This window comes from Clostridium estertheticum, assembly GCF_018861295.1.
Lineage (GTDB): Bacteria > Bacillota > Clostridia > Clostridiales > Clostridiaceae > Clostridium_AD > Clostridium_AD estertheticum_D.
Genome location: NZ_JAHLDM010000008.1, coordinates 118,342 through 143,502, shown reverse-complemented (window position 1 = coordinate 143,502; position 25,161 = coordinate 118,342). Strand labels below are relative to the sequence as shown.

Here is a 25,161-nt window from a genome sequence, read left to right as displayed (position 1 = left end):
GATTCTATTTTTAAAAAGTCTCTATTATTACGTCCATAATTCCGCCACATACCATACCTTCATCTTCTGCGATGGTACCTGTCATGTCTATGCTTTGAAGTTTATATCCACCATCCTTAATTAAATCACGGGCGGTTTTAATTATTTCGCCTTCACTACATCCTCCGCCGATGCTCCCTAAGATCTTTCCAAAGGGCCACACAAGCATTTTAGCTCCAGCATTTCTTGGAACTGATCCTTTAGTAGAAATAATTGTAATCATTGCTCCAGGAGAATTTGCTTCTTGGCATAATTCATTTAATACATCATGATCAAATTCCGGCCAATTGGTCTTTATAGGATTAGTAATAGCAGTTGTATCGCCAAGTCTTCTGTAACTAATTACCTGTGATATAATAGAAATCGCTATTTCGTCAGGTGTAACTGCGCCTATCTTAAGACCTATAGGTGCATTGACTTTGTTTAATTTATCCTTTGAATATCCATCGTCTAGCATTTGCTGCATAACAATTTTAACGCGTCGTTTTGAACCAATCATTCCAACATATGCAGTATTATGTTTTAAAACTTGCCTTAAACAGTCCATATCATGTCGATGACCTCGAGTTACAATAACAACATAGGCGGACTTATTTAAATTAATTAAGTCGAAACAGTTATCAAAACTTTCACAAATTACTTTCTGCGCAGTAGGAAATCGTTCGCTATTTGCAAATGAGGGTCTATCATCAACAACTGTAACTGAAAACCCTGTCTTTGAGGCAAATTCAGCTAAGGGTTTGGCAATATGTCCACCACCTAAAATTATTAATCGTGGCTCAGGAAAATATGGTTCAATTAAATAAGTTTCATTTTCAGATGTTTTAACAAATTGAAGATTGCCGGTTTCTAAAGCATACTTTGATTTTTCGTAAAGTAGTTTATCTAGATCAGATATGTGATTATGATTGCTCAGATTCTCTTCAGTAAAAAAAAATTTATTACGGGACGGTTTATTCTCATAATTTTTGTTATTTAACATTGTAATCATAACGCAATTGTTACCTTTTTCAACTTCGACTAGCAAATTTTTATAGGTAGCTACATTCATATTTTTATTCCTCCTACTTTATCGATAGTGTAAACACTATCTTTGTTCAATTAGTTCTATAATTCTAATTGTATCAATAATTATAGAAGTTTTAAACAAAAAACAAATAAAAATAATAAGATTACAAGGTAAGTTGATTAAAAATGTGATAAAATAATGATATAATAAAGTTAAATTTAGTAATAATTAAAGAAAATTTAATCTTTTGCTCAAAATTGTAAACGATTAGTGATTTTTTATACAAGATATAAAAGTGATGGGTTCTAATAAAGAATATAAAGAAAATGTAGTATTATACATACAATTAAATTCGGCAAATTTTAAAAATGGGGCGATGAAAATGATTAAAACTGCAATATTAACTATGAGTGATAAAGGTTCTCGTGGAGAAAGAATTGATGGGACAGGTCCTGCAATAAGAAGTGAATTAGAAGGCAAGGGATATGTTATAAGTTTCTATAAAATGATTTCTGATGAAAAAGATGAAATAGAAAAAGAATTGATTTATTTATGTGATGATCTTAAAGTGGATTTAATTCTAACTAATGGAGGCACAGGATTTTCACAAAGAGATGTCACCCCTGAGGCAACTCAAAATGTTATTGAAAAATATGTACCTGGATTTGGTGAGGTTATGAGAATGAAATCACTCCAAATTACTTCAAAGGCTATGCTTTCAAGAAGTATTGCAGGAATACGTAAAAAAACCTTGATTATAAATCTTCCTGGTAGTCCCAAAGGTGCTGTAGAAAATCTTCAATTTATAATTGAAGCAATTCCACATGGTATTGATATACTTAAAGGGGAAGCTAATGAGTGCGCTAGAATCTAGCGGAAATAATTGAATTTTAGGAGATGGTTTTGTGAGAGATAGTCATGGGAGAAATATCAATTATTTAAGAATATCAGTAACTGATAGGTGTAATTTAAGATGTATATATTGCATGCCAGAAGAGGGCATGAAAAAATTAGAACATGTGGATATACTTCGGTTTGAAGAAATTTTAAAAATAGTAAAAGTATCAGAAAAATTAGGTATTAACAAAGTAAGGTATACTGGTGGTGAACCACTGGTGATGAAAGATATAGATAAACTAATATATGAAACTTCAAAACTACAAGGGATAGAGGATATTTCCATAACTACAAATGGTATTTTACTTGGTGACATGGCAAGTGACCTAAAAAAAGCTGGACTTAAAAGAGTTAATATTAGCCTTGATACATTGGATGATGTGAAGTTTAAAAGTATAACAAGAATAGGAAATCTTGATAAGGTAATGAAAAGTATAGATAGATGTTTAACACTTGGGTTAAAACCTGTAAAAATTAATACTGTATTGATGCGAGGGTTTAATGATACAGAATTTGAAGACTTTTTAAATTTAACTCGCGAAATGCCAATAGAAATAAGGTTTATTGAACTAATGCCTATAGGTGAAGGTATAAAGATTTATGATAAAAGCAAAATCAGTTTTATGGAAATACTAAAAAATCATCCTGAGTTAACTCAAATTGAGAATGAAAAAAGTAGCACTGCTCAAATGTACAAGATTAAAGGGGCAAAGGGAAAGATTGGCTTCATTAGTCCAGTGAGTTGCAAATTTTGCGCAGATTGTAATAAAATAAGACTTACATCCACGGGAACAATTAAGCCGTGTCTTCATTCAAAAGAAGAGATAAACCTTAAGCAATATCTAAATAATGAAGAAATGCTTACAAATGTTTTAAAACAAGCAATTTTTGATAAGCCACTTGAACATCATCTTGAGGAAGAAAAAATCAGTAGAAGTGAAAAGATGATGTACCAGATAGGGGGATAAAAGAATGGAATTTACACATATAAATGAAGAAGGAAGAGCTAAAATGGTAGATGTATCTGAAAAAATTGATACTGTTCGGGAAGCCATAGCGGTTGGGTCAATTTCAATGAAGACAGAAACTTTAGAAAAAATAGAGAATGGATCTATTTTAAAAGGAGATGTACTGGCGGTAGCGCAGGTAGGCGGAATTATGGGGGCTAAAAGCACTTCGCAAATAATACCAATGTGTCATGCCATAATGATATCAGGCTGTAATATTAGTTTTAAAATCGATTTCGAAAACAGTAAAATTGAAATAACTGCAACGACGAAGACTGTAGGAAAGACTGGCATTGAAATGGAAGCACTTACGGCGGTATCTGTTGCAGCACTAACTATATATGACATGTGTAAGGCAATTGATAGAGGCATGGTTATAAATAATATTATGCTTGTAAAAAAAAGTGGTGGAAAATCAGGAATATTTGAAAGGGAGGGATTGTAATGGCAAAGGTTATTGCAGTAAATATAAGCGAGAAAAAAGGTGTAGTAAAACATCCTATCGAAAAAGGTTTCTTCAAATTCAATTATGGATTAGAGGGAGATGCACATGCAGGTGATTGGCATAGACAAGTTAGTTTTCTTGGGGTTGAGAGCATTGATAAAATGAAAGCAAAGGGAACTCAAGGATTAAGTGCAGGAAAATTTGCTGAAAATATTACTACAGAGGGAATAATCTTGTATGAACTTCCTATTGGAACTAAGCTTAAAATTGGAGAGGTAGTTTTAGAGGTAACACAGATAGGAAAGGAATGTCATGCTGGTTGTGAAATAATGAAACTTGTTGGTGATTGCATAATGCCAAGAGAAGGTATATTTGCTAAGGTGCTAGAGGCTGGTTATATTCAGGCCGGAGATGATATATTAGTACAAAAATAAGTTTTTTTAAAATATAAAATAATAAAGTAGCAGAAAAACTAGAGCGTTAACCCTAGTTTTTCTGCTACTTTATATAGTTTTTTGTTAACAGTAAATTTAATGACAAAATTACTAAAGAGTGAATTTTTCAATCTGCTTTATCATAGAAGCAGTTTTATCATTTAGTAACTGAGCCGATCTTGCGACTTCATTTGATGAAGTTGTCATTTCCTCGGTAGCGGCAGATATTTGCTCAGCAGCTGCAGAATTTTCTTCTGATACTGAAGATGTACTCTCAGCAGATGCTATTATGGTATTTTTACTGTTATTTATACCGAGTATTGAATTGTTTATACCTGCTATTTCAGGTAATATATTTTCAATAGAAGTTATTATTTCCTTAAAGGAAGATATAGATGTATCTACAACAGAGATTTGTTTTGTAAGTTCTCCATTCGCAGTATCCGTAGTTTCAGTAACAATTTTAGTTTCTTGTTGTATGGATTTTAATAAATTATTTATATCATCTGAAGAATTTTTAGATTGCTCAGCTAGCCTCCCAATCTCATCAGCTACAACTGCAAAGCCTTTTCCAGACTCACCGGCCCTTGCTGCTTCGATTGCTGCATTTAGTGCAAGTAAGTTTGTTTGACTTGCAATAGCATTTATTAAATTTGTTATTTTTGTTATCTCATTAACACTATTAGTTAAGTTTGATATTTTGATGCTAACATCTTTAAAAGAAACTGCTATATCATTAATTGAAGTGGCAAGATGAGTTAATTCATTATTGCTATTTTGTGCTTTAAAGTTTATAGCATTTGTATTCTTATCAACCCCAGTTATAGATAAAGTAATATCTTCTAGCGTTTTACCAAAAGAATTTAGTGAACTACTCATATCCATAAGCTCTTGGGCCTGGCTAGAGGAACCTTGTGCAACTTCATTAATTGAACTTGATATTTCTTTAGTTGATGCATTCATTTCTTCAGATAGTGAAGATAATGATAGTGCTTGCTCTGAAATATATACCGAATCATGATTAATGTTAGTTAAAATATTTGAAATTGAAGTTATAGTTTTTATTAATGCAGTATTCATAGTACCAAATTCGTTAGTTAGTTCTGTATCAATTTTTACTGTAAAATCGCCATTAGATAATATATGTAGTTTATCCGTAAATTCTTTAATAGAATTCTTTAATACCAAAATAATAAGTAGAGATATAGCAGACAAAATTAAAATAGATAATAAAAATATAATTCCGAATGTAATACTACTACTATGATATAAGTTTCTAGACTTATCATTTTGAAGACCGGCAATATGTTTTTGATAATCTACAAGATCTGTAATGTTTTTGGCAAGAATTGTACCAAACACACCCATATCAACATTTGTTATTTGTTTATCAGGAACAAGATTTCGTCTTCTTTGATCAATTATACTTGGAATGAATGAGTAATAATGTTCATAAGCATCTTTTGCTGATTTTACTAAAGCAGCTTCTGTTGAATCACCTTTCGATGTTATGACTTGTCTATTAATAATTGTAGTGATTTTACTGTTTAAATCTAACATCCCAGTTTCATTTTTTTTGTCAAAGGGTCTATCAATTATTTTAGTTAAAGTATTTCGAAGGACACCCATATATCCATTAACATCACCCCAATCCTTAAGTTTTGGAATAACGTTACTGTTAACATCATTACTAATAGCATACATTTTACTAGTATTAGTATAACCAATGGCACCTACTGAGAGTGTTGCAAGTAATGATATAATCCAAATTATTATTATGTTTGTTGTAATTTTTGTATTTTTTATTCTTTTTAAATTCATTTTCATGTATTATCCCACCTTTTATATATATTATCGTCTAATTATAGAGTATCTTAACTATTATGCTAGTAATTTCATTAATATGGAAGCGTTAAACCGTGCATTTGTACAATAATAGGAGTATTTGGTATAATTAAAATATATATATTTATTTAAGGAGATGAGTAACATGCTTATTGTACAAAATCTTACTAAAAAATACTCTAAAGAAATAGCTGTAAACAATATTAGTTTTCAAGTTAACGAAGGTGAAATTGCCATTCTTTTAGGTCCCAATGGAGCTGGAAAAAGCACTACTATAAAATCTATTGCTGGATTATTAAAATATAATGGGTACATTGAAATTTGTGGGCACCCAAATAAGAGCATTGCCGCAAAAAAAATATTTTCTTATGTTCCGGAAGTTTCAGCTATGTTTGATTTGCTGACGGTTTATGAGCATATAGAATATATAGCTGCGGCTTATGGAATAGAAGACTATAAGGATGAAGCTGAAGAATTACTTGAAAGGTTTGATTTAAGTGATAAGAGAGAGAAACTCGGGAAGCAGCTATCAAAGGGTATGATGCAAAAGGTAAGTATTTGCTGCGCTCTAATAATAAGGCCAAAGGTAATATTATTTGATGAGCCTTTAATGGGACTGGATCCTAAAGCAATAAAAGAACTTAAGAAAGCTATTGTGGAGCTCAAAGAAAAAGGTTCTTCTATTTTGATAAGTACCCACATAATAGATAGTGTTGATGATTTCTGGGATAAGGTATTAATTATGAAGAATGGAAATATAGTTCTAGCTGGCACTAGGCAAGAGCTTATGGGTAGAAATGAAACCTTAGAAGAACTCTTTTTCGATGTAACGGAGGGTAATGTATGAAGCCGTTATTTTATATACTAAGAAAATCTATAAAAAATTGGATACTTGAGTTAAAGAAGAAACCAGTAAAGCTTATTTTATACATAGTATGTTTAATAGTTTTATGTCTTGCATTTTTTGTTAATAAAGATAATAGTAGTGAAAAGAGTATTTTAGATCCAAGGTTATACAGTACTATTATCGGCGTAGTTATTTTAATATTTACAGCTCCAGATATCTATTCCTCAACTAATAAGGGAGCGACTTTTTTTAGAGGTGCAGATATAAATTTAATATTTACATCTCCAACTAGTCCGCAAAAAGTTTTAATATATGGCTTCATAAAACAAATATATGCTTCCTTTATAGCAGTTTTTTTTGTTCTGTTTCAAGGGTATACCCTTAGTCATTATAGTAATATCAAGTCATATGGGGTGTTAGTAATCGTTTTTGGATTATTCATTATGCTTATTTTTACATCAATACTAAAAATATTAGTATACTCTATAGCTTCTAAAAGTATAAAAAATAAATTAATGTTAAGAAATATCTTTAAAATTTTAGGAATGTTTATAATAATAGCGTACTTTATAGAATTATATGTAACTAAGTCACCAGGTAAGGCTATTATGTCAATGCTCAATAGTCCTGCTATCCCTTATATTCCTGTATACGGCTGGACAAGAGAAATTATAATGGCTTCAATGAAGGGTATTAGTACAATATTTTTTATTTATACGATTTTGATTATAGCATTGGGTGCTATTTGTTGTTACATAATTTATTCTATGAAACTTGACTATTATGAAGATGTTTTAGCTTCAACGGAGCTAAAGGAAACGGCTATCTCTGCCTCAAGGCATGGTGAGCAAAGTTATATGCAAACGGGTAAAAAACCTAGAATAAGAAAAGTTCAGTATACTAAAAAAGGAAAATTCGCTTCTGCTATATTTGGGAGACAAATATTAGAATATAAAAAAACTGGATTTGGCTTTATTAATGTAGGTTCTGTTATTTATGCAGTTTTAGCAATAACTGCCGGTTTATATAGTCCCGTTAAGGATTTAGCAATAATCTTAGGCGGAATGATATATCTGCAATTAATTTTTAATTTTGCAAACAAATGGAGAAAGGATTTATCAAACCAATATATCTACATGTTACCTGACCATACATTTAAAAAGGTTATATATGTAACTGCAGTTGATAATTTTAAAAATATTATTGATGGGGCTATAGTGTTTGTAATAACGGGAATATTATTTAAAAGTAGTGTTGTCTTTATTCTACTTAACATAGTAGCGTTTGCATCAATAGGCTGTCTTTTCATCTATGGGGGAATACTCACTAGAAGGATTTTAGGTGGTGGTGATAACATAGTATCTACGGGCTTTATAAGGATTCTAATATTAGGTATAATAATAGCACCTGCTATAGTTCTTTTGGCTGTATTATATAGTTTCTCTACTAGTTTTGCAGGAGTTGCTATAGCGTATGCCTCATTTATATCCTATAACCTTATATTTAGTGGCATAATACTATTCTTAGGTAAGGGAATATTTGAAAATATTGAATTGTAGATCGCTGGATAAATTTTAAATTGAGGTGGTTTTATGCTACAGAATTATATTAAACAAATTCTAAGTTTACATAATTATATAGATGCTATTGTAATGGTTAATGAAAAGGGGATTATCGAATATTCTGATAATTTTAGAAAAGATATTAATAATCTTTATGATGAGGAACTGGTTGGAAGATATCTTTGGGACATATATCCTAATCTAAATGATGAAAACAGTACATTGTTAAGGGTGTTAAAAAGTGGTAAAGCTATTTTAAATGAACAACAACATCTTGTGAATTATAAAGGCGTAGCCATAGATGCAATTAATTCAACATTTCCAGTAAAATCAGGTGAAAAGATTATAGGAGTAGCAGAGGTTTCAATATATATTGAACCTGAAAAACAAAGGAAAGATATAACATTAAGATTGAAAGAAAGAGAGGAAGAAAAAAGGCAACTATATGATATAGATCAAATTATAACTAATGATGAAAATATGTTAGATATTAAGAAAAAGATAATAAAAGTAGCGAAATCTGATTCTCCAGTTCTAATTTATGGACAAACGGGCACGGGAAAAGAAATGGTGGTTCAAGCTATACATAAAAATAGTAGCAGAGTTTCAAAGCCGTTTATATCTCAAAATTGTGCAGCTATACCGGCTACATTACTTGAGAGTATTTTGTTTGGTACGGTAAAGGGTAGTTATACAGGCGCTGAAAATAGAAAGGGTTTATTTGAAGCGGCAGATGGTGGTACTCTTTTTTTAGATGAGATTAATTCTATGGAAATATCTATGCAAGCGAAACTATTGAAAGCGATAGAAAGTTTGGAAATTAGAAGAGTGGGTTCAACTGAATGTATAAGGGTAAATGTTAGAATTTTGTCCGCGGTAAACGAATCTCCATTAAAATCTATTAGGGAAAATAAACTGCGACAAGATTTGTTTTATAGAATTGGAGTACTTCAAATTAGTCTTCCAGAGCTTAAGGATAGAAAAAATGACATTGAATTTTTGTCTAGTTATTTTATAAAAGAATATAATCGAAAAATGAAGAAAGAGATTAAGGGGCTTGATGAATCGGTTCTAAGAGTATTTAAAAATTATTTATGGCCAGGAAATATAAGAGAATTAAAAAATGTGATAGAATCTGCTTTTAATATAACATATAGTAATGAAATTGCAGTGGAGGATCTTCCAGACTATATGTTTTCTGTGAAAAGTGAGAAGAATTGTGCGGCAGGTCTTGTGGCGTCTGATAAATCGTTAAGCGAACTTGTAAAAAGTTATGAGAAAGACATTATAGTATATGCTATAAAAAACACGGGAAATGTAACAGAGGCAGCAAAGATGTTAAAAATATCAAGGCAAGCATTAAATTATAAATTGTCAAAATATAATATATAGTATAGCGAAAAAAATTTTGCGTAAAGGCAAAATTTTTTTCGCTTTATTAACTTGAAAATTTTTTATATTCCCTTAGACTAACCTGTTTATAGAATAAGTAGGTTGATAGCATATTGGCATAAATTTTGCTGTGTAAGATGTATAAGATAAAACGAAAGGGGATTTTACTATGATAAAAAATGTAATTGTAAGAAAGTTAAGCAAAAATTTCGCTGAGGGGATTACTACTTCAGATATGGGTAAGCCAGATTATAAAAAGGCTATAAAACAACATGAGGATTATATAGAAGCTTTAAAAAAATGTGGATGCAATGTGTTGGTATTGGAAGCTGATGAGAGATATCCAGATTCAACTTTTGTTGAGGATGTAGCTATTGTAACAGAGAAATGTGCCATTATTACAAAGCCGGGTGCAGAGTCAAGAAAGGGAGAAGAAAAAGGAATTATTGATGTTTTGAAAAAGTTTTATGTCAACATAGAATATTTAAGTGGAGAGGCTTGTTTGGATGGGGGAGATATATTAAGGGTAGAAAATCATTTTTATATAGGTCAATCTAAGAGAACTAATGCAGAAGGTGCAAGACAGCTCACAGAGATACTTAGCAAATATGGATATACATCATCTACCGCAGATGTACTTCATATACTTCATCTTAAAACAGGAGTAGTTTACTTAGAAAATAATATTTTTGTTGCTACTGGAGAATTTAAAGAACACAAGTTGTTTAAAGAATTTAAAGTGATTAAAGTAGATGATAACGAGGCATATTCAGCAAATTGTATTTTAATAAATGGGTATCTTATCATTCCAACAGGCTTTAAAAATTCAAAAAAAGCATTATTAGATGCAGGGTTTAAAATCATTGAGGTAGATATGTCTGAATTTGAAAAAATGGACGGAGGACTTACTTGTCTTTCACTTAGATTACCAAAGGATTAATGTTAATATAATTGGGTAAACTATGAAATGCACTGGTTATATGCAGTGTAATTTTATATTAGAAGGGAGCATACCTATGAATAAATATAATTTAAAGGAAACAAAACAATCTGATGAACAATCAGGAGATAATGAGGATGTTAGTGGGGCTTCAAACGCTAAGGTAACTCAAATGTATAACATGCCTAACATGACGAGCGGTCCTAGTGATGCTACGGAAGAAGAAAAAGAAAAATTATATGGGCGCTCAATTGCAAACAAAGGTATTAATAGAAAATAACATTAAGGCAGGATGATTATCCTGCCTTAATGTTATTTTTGAGATTAAACTAAATCTATATTAAGTTATAGGTAATACAGACTGGTTTATGATTTATAGGTTCATCAACAACTACGGCATCTATGTTAAATATCTTTTTTAAATTATCATTAGTCATTATTTCTCTAGGGGTGCCACTACAAACTATGTTACCATCTTTAATTCCAACCATATAATCTGCGAACCTTGCTGCGTTATTTAAATCATGAATTACCATGACAATGGTTTGTCCATGTAATTTATTTAAATCATCCAATAATTGTAGAATTTCTAACTGATGTGCTAAATCTAAATAAGTTGTAGGTTCATCTAATAATAAAATTTCTGTTTCTTGTGCGAGCGCCATAGCTATCCATACCCTTTGTCTTTGTCCACCGGATAATGACTCTATAGGCCTATCTTTAAATTCTTCCATGTTAATTATCTTTAGTGCCCAATCTATTTTTTCTCTATCCTTTGCCATTAATTTACCAAATCCACTTTGATGAGGAAATCTTCCATAGGCTACAAGTTCACCTACAGTTAATCCATTTGGGGCCTCGGGACTTTGAGGTAAAACCGCCATTTTTTTTGCTATTGATTTCGAACTTAAACCTTGAATATCATTACCATTTATGTATATGATTCCGTTTTTGGGTTTTAATATTCTTGCGATAGTTTTTAAAATGGTTGATTTTCCACAACCATTAGAGCCTATAATAGTTGTAATTTTTCCTTTAGGTATATTTAAATTTAAATCTTTTACAATGTCAGAATCTCCATAAGAAATAGAAAGATTCTCGGTTTTTATGCTATTCATATAGAGCCTCCTAAGCTAAGCATTCATAATTATTCTTTCATAATCAAATAAATGAAATAGGGTACTCCAATAATTGAAACAACTATTCCAACGGGCATTTCAATAGGAGCTAAAACGTTTTTAGCTATAGTGTCAGACAACAATAAAATTATTGAACTAACTAAGGCTGAAGTCGGTAATAATAATTTGTGTTTTGGTCCAACAAGTTTTCTAGCTATATGTGGAGAAATCAACCCTAAAAATGCTATGGTACCAGCAACTGCTGTAGCTGCACCTGCTAGGGCTACGGTATATATTAGTAGTGTCCTTCTCTCTTTTTCTATATTCACGCCAAGTCCAACTGATAACTCGTCGCCGAAACTTAAAACATCAAGGTATCTAGCCTTATAAATTATAAGTCCTGTAAAAATGAATACAAAAGGGAGCGTTGCTATAACATAACTCCAATTAGTTCCCCAAATGCTTCCTGAGGTCCAAATCATTATTTTGTTAAAATCCTGCGTTGAAAATCTAAATTGAAATAGAACCAATATAGCAGAAAAAGCAGAATTGATACCTATACCCATCAGGATCAATCTAGTAGGATTTATACCTTTTTTCCATGCTAAAGTATAAATAAGGAAGGCCGCAAAACCTGCTCCAAAGAGAGCTATAATAGGCATAGTAAATATAGTAAGTAAACTTACATCGGAATATGCTTTTCCATTCATAAAATATATATAAATAACTACAGCTAGTGCTGCACCAGAACTTATACCTAATATACCAGGGTCTGCGAGATCATTTTTAGTTATTCCTTGAAGTACTGTTCCGGATACTGCTAAAGCACTTGCTACAAGTAGAGCTATAATTATTCGTGGAAGTCTCATAGTGAAAAGTACTAGTTCTTGTTTTTTATCTCCTTGCCCAAATAGTGTTTTAATTACATCAATAGGCCCTATAGAAAAGGTTCCTATATTAAAGCTAATTATAAATATTGAAAGGAGTAAAATAGATAAAATGCTTATAATCAAAATTAGTTTTTTCTTTCCTTTATGTGTATGTTTTATAATGATTTTGCCTCCTTCCTTACGATATATATGAAGAAAGGTACTCCAAGAAGTGCAGTTAATGCGCCAATAGGAGTTTCATAAGGCTGATTTATCATTCTAGCGGCTATATCGCTAAAAACTAGTAAATTTGCGCCAAGAACTAGAGAACATGGGATTATAAATCTATAATCTGGTCCAACTAAAATCCTTACAATTTGGGGGACAATAAGACCCAGAAAAGAAATATTTCCGGCAACTGCAACGGAACCACCACTAAGTAATATTACGATTAATATTCCAATAAATCTTATAATGTTAGTTTTTTGACCAAGACCTATGGCAATTTCTTCTCCTAGGCTCAAAATGGTTATTTTAGGAGAAAGAATTATAGCTGCAATGACGCCGAATGTACCAACCGTGGCTAATAATTTTACACCTTCCCATTTCGCAGTAACAAGTCCTCCTGCAATCCAAAAACTAAGTTCCTGAGATAAGTTAGAGTACATTGCAATAGCAGTTGCAAGAGATATCAAAAGGGTACCTAAAGCTGTGCCTGCTAAAACAAGTTTAATGGGGCTAACTCCTTTAATAGATCTTGAACTTAAAAGAAATACTATTATCCCACTTAAACTAGCTCCAATAAAAGCAAAAAGCATTAAACCTGAAGAACCGATATTAGCCTTCATTGCAAAGGCTATAGCTATTGTAAAAGTTGCACCTTGGGTAATTCCCATTATTGAAGGGTCGGCTATTGGATTTCTTGTTATTCCTTGCATTATAGCACCTGATACCGCTAAAAATGCTCCAACTAGAGCAGCTGCAATTACCCTAGGAAATCTTATATCATGGATAATCTTTGAGTTTATATCATTGCTAGGTGAAAGCATGATACTCAAGACTGTATTAAAATTTATATGTTTTGCACCAAGGGACACTGACAATGCAATTCCGAAAAACAATATAATAAGTCCAATTACAATTATAAATGTACTCATAATAAGTCTATTCATCTTTTTCTTCTTTTGATTAAGTATTATATTTTTCATTAAAGTGATGCACCTCACAGATTATTTCACAAATTCTTTCTTTATTGAATCAAGTAGTAATTCTCTTCCTATTGGAGAATAACCTTGTGCAAAATATGGAGAACTAGGAAGCATTGTAACATTTCCAGCTTTTACAGCTCTCATGCTTTTCCAAACAGAACTACTTAATAAATCTTTTTTATCCACATCAGTTGCTATAACTACAATATGATCTGCATCAATTGATGATAAACCCTCCATAGTTACTACTGGTAAACTTATTCCCTTTTGTTTTGGCATGTTTGCCGGTTGGGGTAATTTCATATCTGATAATAACATTGAACCTATAGCTGCATCACTAAAAATATAATATTTGCCTGCACTAGCGAGTACGGTAAGGTAAGTTTGCGTGCCATTAGTTTTCTTTATTTCATTACCTATTGTTATAGCTTTTTTATCGTAAGCCACTAACCATTTCTGAGCATCTTTTTCTTGCCCAAATAGTTTGGATATATTTGTTAGTTTTGATCTCCAATCATTACCATAATCTTTAAGCATTACAACAGGTGCAATAGCTTTTAATTGTTCATATATTTTTGTTTGCCTCTCACTCATTATAATTAAATCTGGATCAAGTTTTAGGATAGCTTCCATATCCATAGTTTCCATCATTGAAAAACCTACAAGTTTAGAAGAACTCAATTTATCTTTTAGGTAACTTGGCTTTTCGGTAGTTTTATAAGAATCAGCATTGGCCGTACCTATTGGTGTGTGTTTTAAAATTAATAATTCCTCTGTTGATCCAGATATATCAACTATACGTTTAGGACTTGTGGGTATAGTTACATTGCCTTTCATTGTACTAACCACTTTAGTTGCACTTACTTTCTTAACAGGTTCAGCACCTTTTGAACAACCTGCAAAAACAGCAACAGAAATTAAAGCGGATGTTAATACTACGAATAATCTTTTTTTCTTCATGAAAATCCTCCTAAATTGTTTAAGTTAATATGTATAAAAATAATGATTTAGCAAATTACAAATTATCGTTTTAAATGAGAATGAAATTAAGAATCATTATCAGCCAAATACAATATCTATTATAGCAGAACTATTAAGTATGTCAATAATTTGTTTGAACCTAGAATATATTTTGTTTGAACCTAGAATATATTTGTTTTGAACCTAGGATATATCTAAAAAAGGGTAAGGAACTTATAAATAAAAAAATAGGTAAGGAACTTATAAATAAAAAAATATTTTAAATAGTTTAATTATATGGTATAATGTTAAAGGCAACTTAATATATGGAGAGATGTCCGAGTGGCCTATGGTACCTGCCTCGAAAACAGGCGAACGGGTTATTCCGTTCCGGGAGTTCAAATCTCCCTCTCTCCGCCAAATCAAAGAACTCGCTGGAAGGTGAGTTCTTTTATGTTAATTATATGGGGATTTGAACTCGTGAGAGCGCAAAGCATTAAGACAATGCGAGGTTATCACATTTTTATCTATGCATAAGGAGACAGGACCCGGACCGGGTGGAAACGTGACATTTCAGTTACTCTATGTTTAAATTTCTTATGAACTTATCTCTTTTCTAAAATAAAATATAACAGCTCCTTGCAAACCACTGTTTACATGAAGCTGTTATATTAAATATTTATTTAAGAGTGTTTATAATAAACTTTTTCTAATCTCAAATAAATAGTTTTTTCTTATAATAAGAAAATATATAATTTGAACAATCAACATAATTCCTATGATCTGTAATGCGGGTACAGTTATCTCAATTCCAAAAGCACATTTTAATGAACTAATAGCAAAGAAAAAATGTACAACAGCAATTATATATGGGAGTAAAAATAATACCCCTATTTCAATATTTAACACCTTCTTTATTTCTTTATATGTTAATCCTATTTTATTCAATTGTTTATATTTCTTTTTATCCTCTATAAGATCCATGTAACACTTGTTATATAAGAAACTTGCTGTTGTTACAAAGAATATAAGTCCTATAAATATTGCACTAAACAAAAGTACCCCATAGGCTATTTTAATACTTTCTAATTTATAAGCTTTTAGAAAATTATTATAATATTTATCACCTTTATCATTTCCAAAATTATTATAAAAATTATTACCTATGCTTAATGTATCCTTATAATTATTTACATTAAGTGCCCCAAAGTGGAACTTAGGTACCTTCATTTTTTCATATACATCATCATTAACCACATATACATTATCATACAATGCTGGAATTACTCCACTATCACTCTTCATAACAATTTGTAATTTTGTTTCATCTAGAATAATATTTTTTCTTTCATTTTTATCTAAATGTGAGACTAACATGGTCTCATTTTCTTTTAAATTAATAGTGTTTAGAGATAATGTTAATGCTAATTTATTATAAGTATCTTTTCTAAGTATACTCACTTCATCCTTATCACTATTAGGTATAATAAACTTCATTTCACCATTAACTTTAGTATAAGATATTTCTTCCTTTTTCAATGAATTTTCTATAAAATCAACTTTGTAATCAACTTTGGTTTTATTATTATAAGTATCAACACAGAAAAATGCTTGTGGAGAAATTTTATTTACCTCGGTCTCTTTATCTCTCCAATAAGCATATACTGACCCTATTGATGAAAGAGCAACTGTTGAAGTTATTGTAATTAAGAAAAACATTCTTGTATTATCCTTTATTCTATATAACAAATTTGAAACCCATAATACTGTAGTTTTCTTCATATAAAAATCTCTGTTTCTCTTAAGTACCTTAAGTACAAATACACTTAATTGAGAAAATAATAAATATGTTGCTATAACAACCATTAGTGTTACAGGTATTATTCTATAGGGTAGTGTCTTTTCAGTTGATGTAATTGATAGATAATATCCTACAGTAAGCAATACTATACATATAATAGAAAAAATAGCTGATGATTTTGGTTCTAGTTTTGGTTTTTTAGTTCCTTTAAGTAATTTTAGAACCATATCTTCTTTTATAACCAATGAACAAAATATTGAAATTACTATCCCTATTAATATAAATGCAATTAAAGTAATAATCATAGCTTTTACTGGAATATAAAATCCTAGTGCATTAAGGCCTAATAACTTTCCGCTAGCTGCTAAAAGTATTTTTGAAAATACTATTCCTACTATAATCCCTACTACTCCCGATACTGAACTAATTATTATATTTTCAATATTTATCATTTTCTGTATTTGTTTTTTTGATGAACCTATTATATAAAGTATTCCAAATTCTTTATATCTACTTTTGAGAAAAACACTTACTGAATAAAATACAAAGAAACATAAAAATAAGTATGCAATTACAGTCGTAACATAAAGTGTATTTCTTATACTAGTAGGTAATTTAAGCACTACGAAGTCAGGATGGAATATAATCATAGTAAAAGAAAATAATAGTGTTGCAGATATGCTGCTGCTTAAAAAATAAGCGAAATACCCTTTTATATTTCTATACACATTTTTAGTGGCAAACTCTCTAAAATTCATTAGTTCTCTCCTCCCATTAACGCAAGCACATCAATAATTTCCTGGTAAAATTGTTTTCTACTATCTCCCTTATAAATTTCATTATATATAGTTCCATCTTTTATAAAGAGAATTCTATTACAATAACTTGCTGAAAATGCATCGTGAGTAACCATCATCATAGTTACTTTTTCATCTTTATTTATTTTTTCAAATAATTCCATTACATTTTTAGCAGCTCTTGAATCCAAATTACCTGTTGGCTCATCAGCCAGCAGCAACGTAGGGTTATGTATTAAAGCTCTTGCAATAGCTGTCCTTTGGGCTTCTCCTCCTGATATTTCAAAAGTTCTCTTATTAATTAGTTTCCCTATTCTAAGTATCTTTAATATTCTATTAAGTTCATCATCCTGTTTTTTAACTGGCACTCCATCTAATGTAAGTGGAAGTACTATATTTTCACCAACAGTTAAAGTATCTAACAGGTTGAAATCTTGAAATACAAATCCTAATTCTCTCCTTCTAAATAAGGCCAGATCATCACCCTTAAGCTTTAAAGGATCTATATCTTTTATTCTAATTTCTCCAGATGTAGGCTTATCTACTGTTGAAATCATATTTAACAGGGTTGTCTTACCACTTCCTGATGGCCCCATTACTCCTACAAATTCACCTTCGTCAATTGTGAAACTTATATTATCCACTGCACTGAATGTTACTTTTTGACCATATATCTTGCTTAAATTCTTTACTTTCATAATTTCCATATTACTTATTCCTCCTATTATGTTAAAGTGATAATCTTAGTTAATACTAGAACACCAAGTAAAATTCCTACTACGATTCTATATACTGCGAATACTTTCATAGGTTTCTTTTTAAGATATTCAACAAATTTCCTCATAACTATTAAAGCTACTATGAAAGCCACAACAAATCCAACTATTAATGCAATCCATAATGATAACGTCATTGTAGAATAATCATATTCAAATAAGTCCTTGCCTGTTGCTCCTATCATAGCTGGAATCGCTATAAAAAAGGAAAACTCTGCTGCTATTGGGGTTGATAATCCAGCAATCCATCCACCCATAATTGTAGACGCACTTCTTGACATTCCTGGCCACACACAAAGAAGTTGCAATAATCCAACTTTGAATGATTGCATAGTGGTTATGTTATCTAAACTATCTACCTTATGGTTTCTAGCGTCGAATTTTTTTTCAACTATTAGTAACAATAGTCCACCAACTATAAATCCTACTATAACAGCCTCTGGAGTAAATAATGTTTTTATATTTTTATATAATACTACACCTACAATTCCCATTGGAATAGATGCTGTAATAACATTTACACCAAATTTGAAACCTTTCTTTCCTTCTTTTCCTCTAGTGAATATAAACTTAAAAAATTCTATTACGCTTTCTTTAATCTTATGCCAATACAAAACAACAACGGCCATTATTGCTCCAAGTTGAATTACAACTTCAAACATTTTTGCAAATTCGCCTTGAAAGCTAATTGCCCACCCAATTAATATCATGTGTCCTGTAGAAGATACAGGTATAAATTCAGTTATCCCTTCTACTATTGCGATTATGATTGATTTTAATATAAATATTATATTGATGATTTATCACCCCTTACAGACTAATTATTACTATATATAGCTTATAATAATAAGGTATAAATTACTATCTGCAAAGCTTACAGGAATGTGACATGGATGTAAGCTTTGCGATTTAAAATAAAAATAGCAAATAAATAGTTAAACTATCCATTCGCTATAAATTAAGCTTATATTTTAAATCTTATTGTAACCATCGTTCCTTTATCAGCAGTAGATGTTATCTCTATTTTATGACCTAAATTTACACAGACCTCTTTAGAAATATATAAACCCATGCCTGTAGATTCTCCATATTTGCGCCCATTATCTCCAGTAAAGAATAGATCGAATACCCTTTTAATATCTTTCCTTGGGATTCCAATTCCCTCATCAATAACGCTTAGTAAGATTTCTTTTTCTTTTTCGCAGGCTTTTATAATTAATTCCTTTCCCGTGCCTTTTGAGTACTTTACACCATTAATAATAAGTTGATCTAGCACAAACTTTATCCACTTTACATCACTATATACTTCTATACCATCATCTATTTCTACTCTAGGAATTATTTTATTTTTTATGAAAAGCTTCTTTTCTTCATTTACTGTACCTATAACTAACTTCTTTAAAAAAATTCGTTCTACTATAAAATCATTTTGAAAAGAATCTATTCTTGCAAAATGCATTGCCATATTTAGACCTTTATTTAATTTATTAACTTCTTCTTCTATACTTCGTGCCTTTTCTTCTCCTGCGTATTCTTGAAGTTGTAGTTGTATTACAGAAAGAGGTGTCTTCATTTGATGTACCCACTGATTGATAAAAATTAAATGTTCATTATGAACTTTGTTACATTTTTGTATTTCTGCTTCATACAAATTATGTTGCTCCTTTAACAACTCAGAAATATTTTCACTAAGATCCGAACTACCAAGTTCCAAAAAAACATCATTTAAACAAATCAATCCATTTTTCAGCAATTTATATAGTTGTCTATTTTTATAATATCTAAAAGCTAGAAAACACACAAGAATAAATGTATTAAAAATCAATATATATATAACTTCACCAAATCCTATAAAGTCCATGATGTTACAATATATAATTGTAATGGTTAAACTTAATAAATATATAATAATATAACCTCTATTATACTTTAAAAATAAATTCATATTATTCCAACCTATCAGGCTTGTTTAATCTATAACCTGTTCCTCTTATAGTATCTATGCCCATACTTATTCCTAGTCCCTGCAACCTTTTTCTTATCCGACTAATATTAACACTTAAGGTGTTTTCCTCAACAAACTCAATATCATCCCATATTTTTTCTAAAAGAAAATCTCTACTAACTACCTTGGGATACTTTTCCATAAGACATTCGAGGAGTATGCCTTCCCTTTTAGTAATAACTAATTTTTTATCATAAAACTGTATTTCTGACCTTTCTGGGTAGAACTTAAGACTATCAACTTCTACTATTCGTTCTTCTACAGTATGTGCATAATCCCCAAAAGCTCTTCTTATATGACTTTTAATCTTTGCAATAACAACATCAAAATAAAATGGTTTAGTTATATAATCATCTGCCCCACTCTCTAAAGCCATAACTTGGTCCATTCCGCTATCTCTTGCAGATAGGAATATTATAGGAATCTTTGATTGTTGTCTTATTTTCCTACACCAATAAAATCCATCAAATTCAGGTAAATTAACATCTAACAATACTAAGTCTGGACTGAACTTATTGAAGCCTAACATTATTTCTTCAAAGTTTTCAACTATCGTCACCTCAAATCCATACTTAGCTATGTAGTCTTGTAATAAATTACTTATTGATAAATCATCTTCTACAATATATATTTTGTATTTCATATTTATTTCTCCCTAATTTAGTATATTGTAAACACATTTGTTAATTAAATTTAGTAATTATATACTAAAATGCATTAGTCTTTAATATTATTATCGTAATTCATATTAACATCTTTATACCTTTAATGGTTTAAATATACAATTAGACCATTGATTTTATAAAATTTATTATGTAAATCGTAACCTAGAAGAAAAGGTCACAAAAGGTCGAAAATTATTAAAGTAATCTTATATATAATCGATAAATAAAAAAAGGCATTAAGAGATTATTTCTTACTTAACACTTTAAATAGCCTTGTTTATTTTAAATATCATATAAGGAGATGTTTTCATGAAAAGAAAATCTAGTTTGTTCGTAAAATTTTTAGTAGTAGCCATGATATGCATTAGTATACCTTTACTCATTAGTGGTTATTATTCAGTTAACTCATTTTCAAATTCTTTGGAAAGTGAAGCAAAAAAATCATTGAGCAGTGCAGCTATTTCAAATAAAAATTATATAGACGTAGCTTTTAAGGATCAAATGGATTTAGCAACATCTATTTCAAACGAAAGTGAAGTTGTAAACTACTTTAAAGAATTTAAAAAAACTAACAAACCTAACCAAGCAGTATTAACCCATATGTCAAGTAATTTGGAGACTAAATTCAAAAATTCAAATGGGTTATATGAGAATATGATTTTGCAAGTAATTTCTTCTGATTTAAATAAAGTAACAGTAGCTGATGGTATTGGTGGAAAGTCTGTTGGGGATAAAAGACCAACTACCCAAGATTCATTAAAAGCCTTGGAGAAAGAAGGCAAAGCTAAGATTGGGAGTATTATGGCTTCTCCTATAACAGGGAGGCCTGTTATTACAATAAACGCACCGATTTTAGATACTGATACCAAACTGCTAACAGCATCATTCTTAAATTCAATAGATTTAAATACATTAACTCAAAATATTGTTAAATCAAACGCTAATGAATCTATTAAAACTTTTTTAATAGATCCAACAGGTCTTGTAGTTTCATCGGAAAATTCTTCGCAAATATTAAAACTTAACTTAAGCAAAGAAAAAGGAGATATGCCAAATTTCTATAGTACAATGAAGGCTAACAATTCTGGTATAGGTTATTTTACTATTAATGGTGTAAAAAACATAGCTTCATATACCAAAAGTGATATTACAAAGTTATATATTGTATCCTTTATACCTGTGGAACAGTATATGTCAAAAATCAATAGTGTTAGAAACGGAATAATTATTGTAATTATTATAAGTCTTATTATATCTAGCTTGTTAATACTATTATTTTCACGAAGTATTACTAAACCATTAAAATTAGCTGTGGAATATATAAGAACATTTGCTTTAGGAGATTTTTCAAAGGAGGTACCAGATAAAGCAATGAGGGTAAGTGATGAAACTGGTGATCTAATGATTTCTTTAAATACAATGCAAAAATCTATTAGGACTATGCTTAAAACTGTAGTTAAACAATCTGAAAAAATAGAGAGTTCAGTTATTGTAACTAATAAGAACATGTATGATTTAGAGTATCAGATTGAGGAAATATCATCAACAACTGAAGAGTTGTCCGCTAGCATGGAGGAAACAGCAGCTTCATCAGAAGAATTGAGTGCTTCTTCCGATGAATTAGGAAAAGCGGTGACTACTATATCCGAAAAAGCTCAAGAGGGTGCTGAAAATTCAGGTGAGATAAGAAAAAGGGCACAGGAATTGAAAGAAAGTGCAGTTGTTTCTAAAAAGGTAGCTGAAGATATTAGGAATAACATATATAATAGTTTAAAGCAATCAATAGAGCAGTCAAAAGCAGTCACTCAAATTAATGAATTAACGGAGTCTATTTTGCAGATTTCATCTCAAACAAATTTATTAGCTTTAAATGCTGCAATAGAAGCTGCACGGGCAGGAGAAGCAGGGAAAGGTTTTGCAGTAGTAGCTGAAGAGGTTAGAAAGCTGGCTGAGGATTCAAAAAATATTACTAATGAAATCCAACAAGTAACTAAAATAGTAGTATCTTCAGTAGAAAGTTTAAAATACAATTCGGAGAATGTATTAGATTTCATAGATTCAACAGTAATAAAAGATTATATTGCTATGGTTGAAATTGGAGAACAGTATTATAAAGATGCAAACTATGTTGGAAATCTTGTAAATGATTTTAGTAGTAAAGCTCAGGAGGTAAGCTCTTCTCTTCAAATTATGATTAATGTCATAAATGAAATATCAACTGCAAATAATGAAATGGCTATAGGAACTGGAAATATTGCTAATAAAGCATCTATTAGTTTACAAAAATCAAATGATGTATCAAAGGTAACAAGTGATACTAAGAAAGTATCTGAAGAATTAAAGACTATTGTTTCAGAATTCAAAATTTAATTATAAGGAGATTTGAACCCACGGGGGCGCCGACGTAATGGCTGAGTAGCAGCAATCAAATCCACATTTCTCTGCCAAAAATAAGGGTTCCACAGATATTCTGTGGAACCCTCTTGTTGGTTTATGATGTATATATTTAAGAAATAATAACATTTTAATTATATTTTTTCATTTATATTGATTCCTATACTACTTCTGAGCTCATACAAAAGTATAATTTCCCATAAGTATCTGTTTTTAAATCTACAAGATTACCTTCTTTATTAATATCTACCTTGTGTGTGCCATGTATTAAGTTGTTCGTTTTCTATCAATTTTACTAAGGACCTATCTTCTAGTAAACAATATATCTGATTATTTGAAGTAATAAATAAATTTTTTATAGAACTGAATTTTCCAAGTTCTTTCCACGTATAAGTTTTCATATCTAGTATTTTTACGCTATTAGGTGAGTAAGCAATTAAATGCTGCTTATATAATTTAAATCCTATAATATCAGTTGATAACGGAATCTTTATATCTGTCCATAGCTTATTAGATTCTTTTAAAATCTTATTATTAGAATAAATGTATACATTCCCAACAAAATCAAAATTGGCAAGTATAACTTTCGATGAAGGATTCAACTTGCTTCATGTAACTCCTTTATTTATTGATATATATAATCCGTCCTCAGCAGCTACTGAAATCTTCTGCTTATTAATGCGTATATTAAAAATATAAGAGTTAGTTGCGAAAATGGTTCGCAACGTATTTCCATTATTGTTTGTTGCAATTAATCCTTTAGGTGATGTTGCATATATTATGTTGTCAGTAGAATATGAAGGTGAAAAAAGGATTTCATAAAATGTATCTTTTATATTAAGTACTGTTAGAGGACACTTTAATTTGCAGTAAAGCTTCTCTTTTAGACAGGAATATCAGCAACTGTAGTTTTATATAAAAAAACAAAGCACAAGATGTATTGAATACAACTTGTGCTTTTTGTTTAGGTTTTAACTACGAAGAACAAACCTAAGAACATCATAATACAATTAAATATTAATTTTAATAGTTTATGTGAAAATTATGAAAAAAGTATTTTAAAGGTTTTCCGAAGGGTTCAATCCGAAAGGAATTAAACATACCAGAATCAGATAAACTCAAGAAAAATGGTACCTTCAAACGAGGACTATATTATATGGCAGGAAGTGATTTAAACTATGCAATAATTAAGATACAAACATTGTTATGGGAAACAGCCTCCGGTCAAAAGATATACATAAGTGTGTTTCCAGCATTTATTATAAAATATAATAAAATTTCTACAGACTTAATTGAGTTTATCAGTACTAATGTAGGGAGAGGTGAAAATGTTTTTAATTTCATAGACGATTCCGGAAATTTATTAGAGTGTGAAGATATTTTAATACGATCATGTCAAAGAGTAAATACCACAGTAGAGTGCAAAAAAATTGCAGCACTGCTTAATGCGAAATATACGGAAATTTTCAATACCACTTTGAAATGCATTAAGTTTAATGATTATAAAAGAAGTAATTTAAGATTCAAGGATACACTGATACTATTTTATAGTACATATTATAGAACACACTATATGTTTGTCAATAAAACCAATGAATGTTTATAAAAGGATTTTTTGTAAAAATTTAATGTATTTATTTATATTTTAAAGAACAAAAATGAAACTTTGGTAATAGTTATGTAATTATGAGAAATCGGTATTAATAGTTAGTTTTTGTCAATGTAAAGGTAATTAATGTGATTTGTACTAGTTGACTAGTATTTATTATATATGATAATCTTAAACAGCATTGTAAAATAATGTTGGTGCGACAAGAAGTTGCTAATTAGTAGTGTTTCGCGAGAAGCTGCGTTAGTTACTAAACGTATCCTCGCTCGAAAGAAGGCAGACTTCCACATGATCCCTAACATGAAAGAAAACGGAAAGCAATTTCTTCGTAAAAGAGAAGTTCAGTTATGAAAACTGGTATTGATATCAGTCGGCTGCTTATCTGCTAATGTGAAAATATGTGAAGAAATTTCACCAATGGATTTTTCGTGCCAGACAAGTTGGAATTAAATAGCCAGGTGTTTGATGTAAATGGGGGCTTGAGTCGTATGTGTGGAAACACACAAGTACGGTTCTTAGAGGAGAAAGGAGCCGAGAGGTTC

General features: G+C 30.4%; 23 protein-coding genes and 1 tRNA gene. 12 read left to right on the top strand and 12 right to left on the bottom strand.

The annotated features are described in order from the left end of the window. Positions 1-10 precede the first annotated feature (10 nt). Positions 11-1,090 carry an XdhC/CoxI family protein gene (locus KPL54_RS10385; RefSeq protein ID WP_216106505.1) on the bottom strand — a complete coding sequence of 360 codons (1,080 nt, stop codon included), beginning with the start codon at positions 1,088-1,090 and terminating at the stop codon, positions 11-13. A gap of 340 nt (positions 1,091-1,430) precedes the next feature. Here KPL54_RS10385 and KPL54_RS10380 point away from each other — a divergent pair, with 340 nt between their 5' ends. Genes KPL54_RS10380 through KPL54_RS10365 form a run of 4 tightly spaced genes read left to right on the top strand, consistent with a single transcriptional unit; the run spans position 1,431 to position 3,831 of the window. Then, complete coding sequence (locus KPL54_RS10380) at positions 1,431-1,922, top strand: MogA/MoaB family molybdenum cofactor biosynthesis protein (protein WP_071614883.1); 492 nt, start codon at positions 1,431-1,433, stop codon at positions 1,920-1,922. Between the two features lie 31 nt (positions 1,923-1,953). Further along, a complete protein-coding gene (moaA, locus tag KPL54_RS10375) occupies positions 1,954-2,913 on the top strand; it encodes a GTP 3',8-cyclase MoaA (protein ID WP_216106504.1) in 960 nt (319 codons plus the stop codon). Positions 2,914-2,917: 4 nt separating this feature from the next. Continuing rightward, complete coding sequence (moaC, locus tag KPL54_RS10370) at positions 2,918-3,397, top strand: cyclic pyranopterin monophosphate synthase MoaC (RefSeq protein ID WP_216106503.1); 480 nt, start codon at positions 2,918-2,920, stop codon at positions 3,395-3,397. Beyond that, entirely contained in the window at positions 3,397-3,831 is a 435-nt protein-coding gene (locus KPL54_RS10365; protein WP_216106502.1) for an MOSC domain-containing protein, read from the top strand. Before moaC ends, KPL54_RS10365 begins: the two co-directional genes overlap by 1 nt. Before the next feature lie 111 nt (positions 3,832-3,942). Here the strand turns inward: KPL54_RS10365 and KPL54_RS10360 are convergent, their stop codons facing one another. After that, positions 3,943-5,658 (bottom strand): methyl-accepting chemotaxis protein, encoded by a 1,716-nt coding sequence (locus KPL54_RS10360; RefSeq protein WP_216106501.1) that lies wholly within the window; start codon positions 5,656-5,658, stop codon positions 3,943-3,945. Positions 5,659-5,821: 163 nt separating this feature from the next. Here KPL54_RS10360 and KPL54_RS10355 point away from each other — a divergent pair, with 163 nt between their 5' ends. From KPL54_RS10355 to KPL54_RS10335, 5 genes are all read left to right on the top strand, one after another. Next, positions 5,822-6,523, top strand: coding sequence for an ABC transporter ATP-binding protein (locus KPL54_RS10355; RefSeq protein ID WP_216106500.1), 702 nt, complete (start codon positions 5,822-5,824; stop codon positions 6,521-6,523). Further along, positions 6,520-8,082, top strand: a complete 1,563-nt coding sequence (locus KPL54_RS10350) for a putative ABC exporter domain-containing protein (protein WP_216106499.1) — start codon at positions 6,520-6,522, stop codon at positions 8,080-8,082. Before KPL54_RS10355 ends, KPL54_RS10350 begins: the two co-directional genes overlap by 4 nt. Before the next feature lie 33 nt (positions 8,083-8,115). Continuing rightward, the gene (locus KPL54_RS10345) at positions 8,116-9,477 is read left to right on the top strand and encodes a sigma-54 interaction domain-containing protein (protein WP_216106498.1); all 1,362 of its coding nucleotides are present in this window, start codon (positions 8,116-8,118) and stop codon (positions 9,475-9,477) included. A gap of 169 nt (positions 9,478-9,646) precedes the next feature. Continuing rightward, positions 9,647-10,417, top strand: a complete 771-nt coding sequence (locus tag KPL54_RS10340; protein ID WP_216106497.1) for a dimethylarginine dimethylaminohydrolase family protein — start codon at positions 9,647-9,649, stop codon at positions 10,415-10,417. A 76-nt stretch (positions 10,418-10,493) separates the two neighbouring features. Continuing rightward, complete coding sequence (locus KPL54_RS10335; protein WP_071611932.1) at positions 10,494-10,697, top strand: hypothetical protein; 204 nt, start codon at positions 10,494-10,496, stop codon at positions 10,695-10,697. A gap of 55 nt (positions 10,698-10,752) precedes the next feature. Here the strand turns inward: KPL54_RS10335 and KPL54_RS10330 are convergent, their stop codons facing one another. Genes KPL54_RS10330 through KPL54_RS10315 form a run of 4 tightly spaced genes read right to left on the bottom strand, consistent with a single transcriptional unit; the run spans position 10,753 to position 14,572 of the window. Further along, entirely contained in the window at positions 10,753-11,535 is a 783-nt protein-coding gene (locus KPL54_RS10330; protein ID WP_216106496.1) for an ABC transporter ATP-binding protein, read from the bottom strand. A gap of 29 nt (positions 11,536-11,564) precedes the next feature. Then, positions 11,565-12,548 (bottom strand): FecCD family ABC transporter permease, encoded by a 984-nt coding sequence (locus KPL54_RS10325; protein WP_253203424.1) that lies wholly within the window; start codon positions 12,546-12,548, stop codon positions 11,565-11,567. A 32-nt stretch (positions 12,549-12,580) separates the two neighbouring features. Continuing rightward, positions 12,581-13,612, bottom strand: a complete 1,032-nt coding sequence (locus KPL54_RS10320) for a FecCD family ABC transporter permease (protein WP_253203423.1) — start codon at positions 13,610-13,612, stop codon at positions 12,581-12,583. 21 nt (positions 13,613-13,633) lie between these two features. Beyond that, positions 13,634-14,572 (bottom strand): ABC transporter substrate-binding protein, encoded by a 939-nt coding sequence (locus tag KPL54_RS10315; RefSeq protein WP_216106495.1) that lies wholly within the window; start codon positions 14,570-14,572, stop codon positions 13,634-13,636. 328 nt (positions 14,573-14,900) lie between these two features. Here KPL54_RS10315 and KPL54_RS10310 point away from each other — a divergent pair. After that, positions 14,901-14,992 (top strand) — tRNA-Ser (locus tag KPL54_RS10310). 273 nt (positions 14,993-15,265) lie between these two features. Here the strand turns inward: KPL54_RS10310 and KPL54_RS10305 are convergent. The 5 genes from KPL54_RS10305 to KPL54_RS10285 form a co-directional block, all read right to left on the bottom strand. After that, on the bottom strand, positions 15,266-17,131 hold the full coding sequence (locus KPL54_RS10305; protein ID WP_216106494.1) for an FtsX-like permease family protein: 1,866 nt from the start codon (positions 17,129-17,131) through the stop codon (positions 15,266-15,268). Continuing rightward, entirely contained in the window at positions 17,131-17,877 is a 747-nt protein-coding gene (locus tag KPL54_RS10300; RefSeq protein ID WP_216106493.1) for an ABC transporter ATP-binding protein, read from the bottom strand. Before KPL54_RS10300 ends, KPL54_RS10305 begins: the two co-directional genes overlap by 1 nt. Before the next feature lie 17 nt (positions 17,878-17,894). Further along, on the bottom strand, positions 17,895-18,743 hold the full coding sequence (locus KPL54_RS10295) for an undecaprenyl-diphosphate phosphatase (RefSeq protein WP_216106533.1): 849 nt from the start codon (positions 18,741-18,743) through the stop codon (positions 17,895-17,897). Positions 18,744-18,910: 167 nt separating this feature from the next. Further along, positions 18,911-19,891 carry a sensor histidine kinase gene (locus tag KPL54_RS10290; RefSeq protein ID WP_216106492.1) on the bottom strand — a complete coding sequence of 327 codons (981 nt, stop codon included), beginning with the start codon at positions 19,889-19,891 and terminating at the stop codon, positions 18,911-18,913. A gap of 1 nt (position 19,892) precedes the next feature. Then, entirely contained in the window at positions 19,893-20,594 is a 702-nt protein-coding gene (locus tag KPL54_RS10285; RefSeq protein WP_216106491.1) for a response regulator transcription factor, read from the bottom strand. A gap of 331 nt (positions 20,595-20,925) precedes the next feature. Between KPL54_RS10285 and KPL54_RS10280 the strand changes: the two genes are divergently transcribed. Continuing rightward, the gene (locus KPL54_RS10280; RefSeq protein ID WP_216106490.1) at positions 20,926-22,986 is read left to right on the top strand and encodes a methyl-accepting chemotaxis protein; all 2,061 of its coding nucleotides are present in this window, start codon (positions 20,926-20,928) and stop codon (positions 22,984-22,986) included. 263 nt (positions 22,987-23,249) lie between these two features. On the opposite strand, the gene KPL54_RS10275 is transcribed toward KPL54_RS10280, so the two are convergent. Continuing rightward, positions 23,250-23,612: a hypothetical protein gene (locus tag KPL54_RS10275; RefSeq protein ID WP_216106489.1), complete on the bottom strand. Its 363-nt coding sequence runs from the start codon at positions 23,610-23,612 to the stop codon at positions 23,250-23,252. Positions 23,613-24,166: 554 nt separating this feature from the next. Between KPL54_RS10275 and KPL54_RS10270 the strand changes: the two genes are divergently transcribed. Then, the gene (locus KPL54_RS10270; RefSeq protein WP_216106488.1) at positions 24,167-24,616 is read left to right on the top strand and encodes a hypothetical protein; all 450 of its coding nucleotides are present in this window, start codon (positions 24,167-24,169) and stop codon (positions 24,614-24,616) included. The last annotated feature ends 545 nt before the right edge of the window (positions 24,617-25,161 follow it).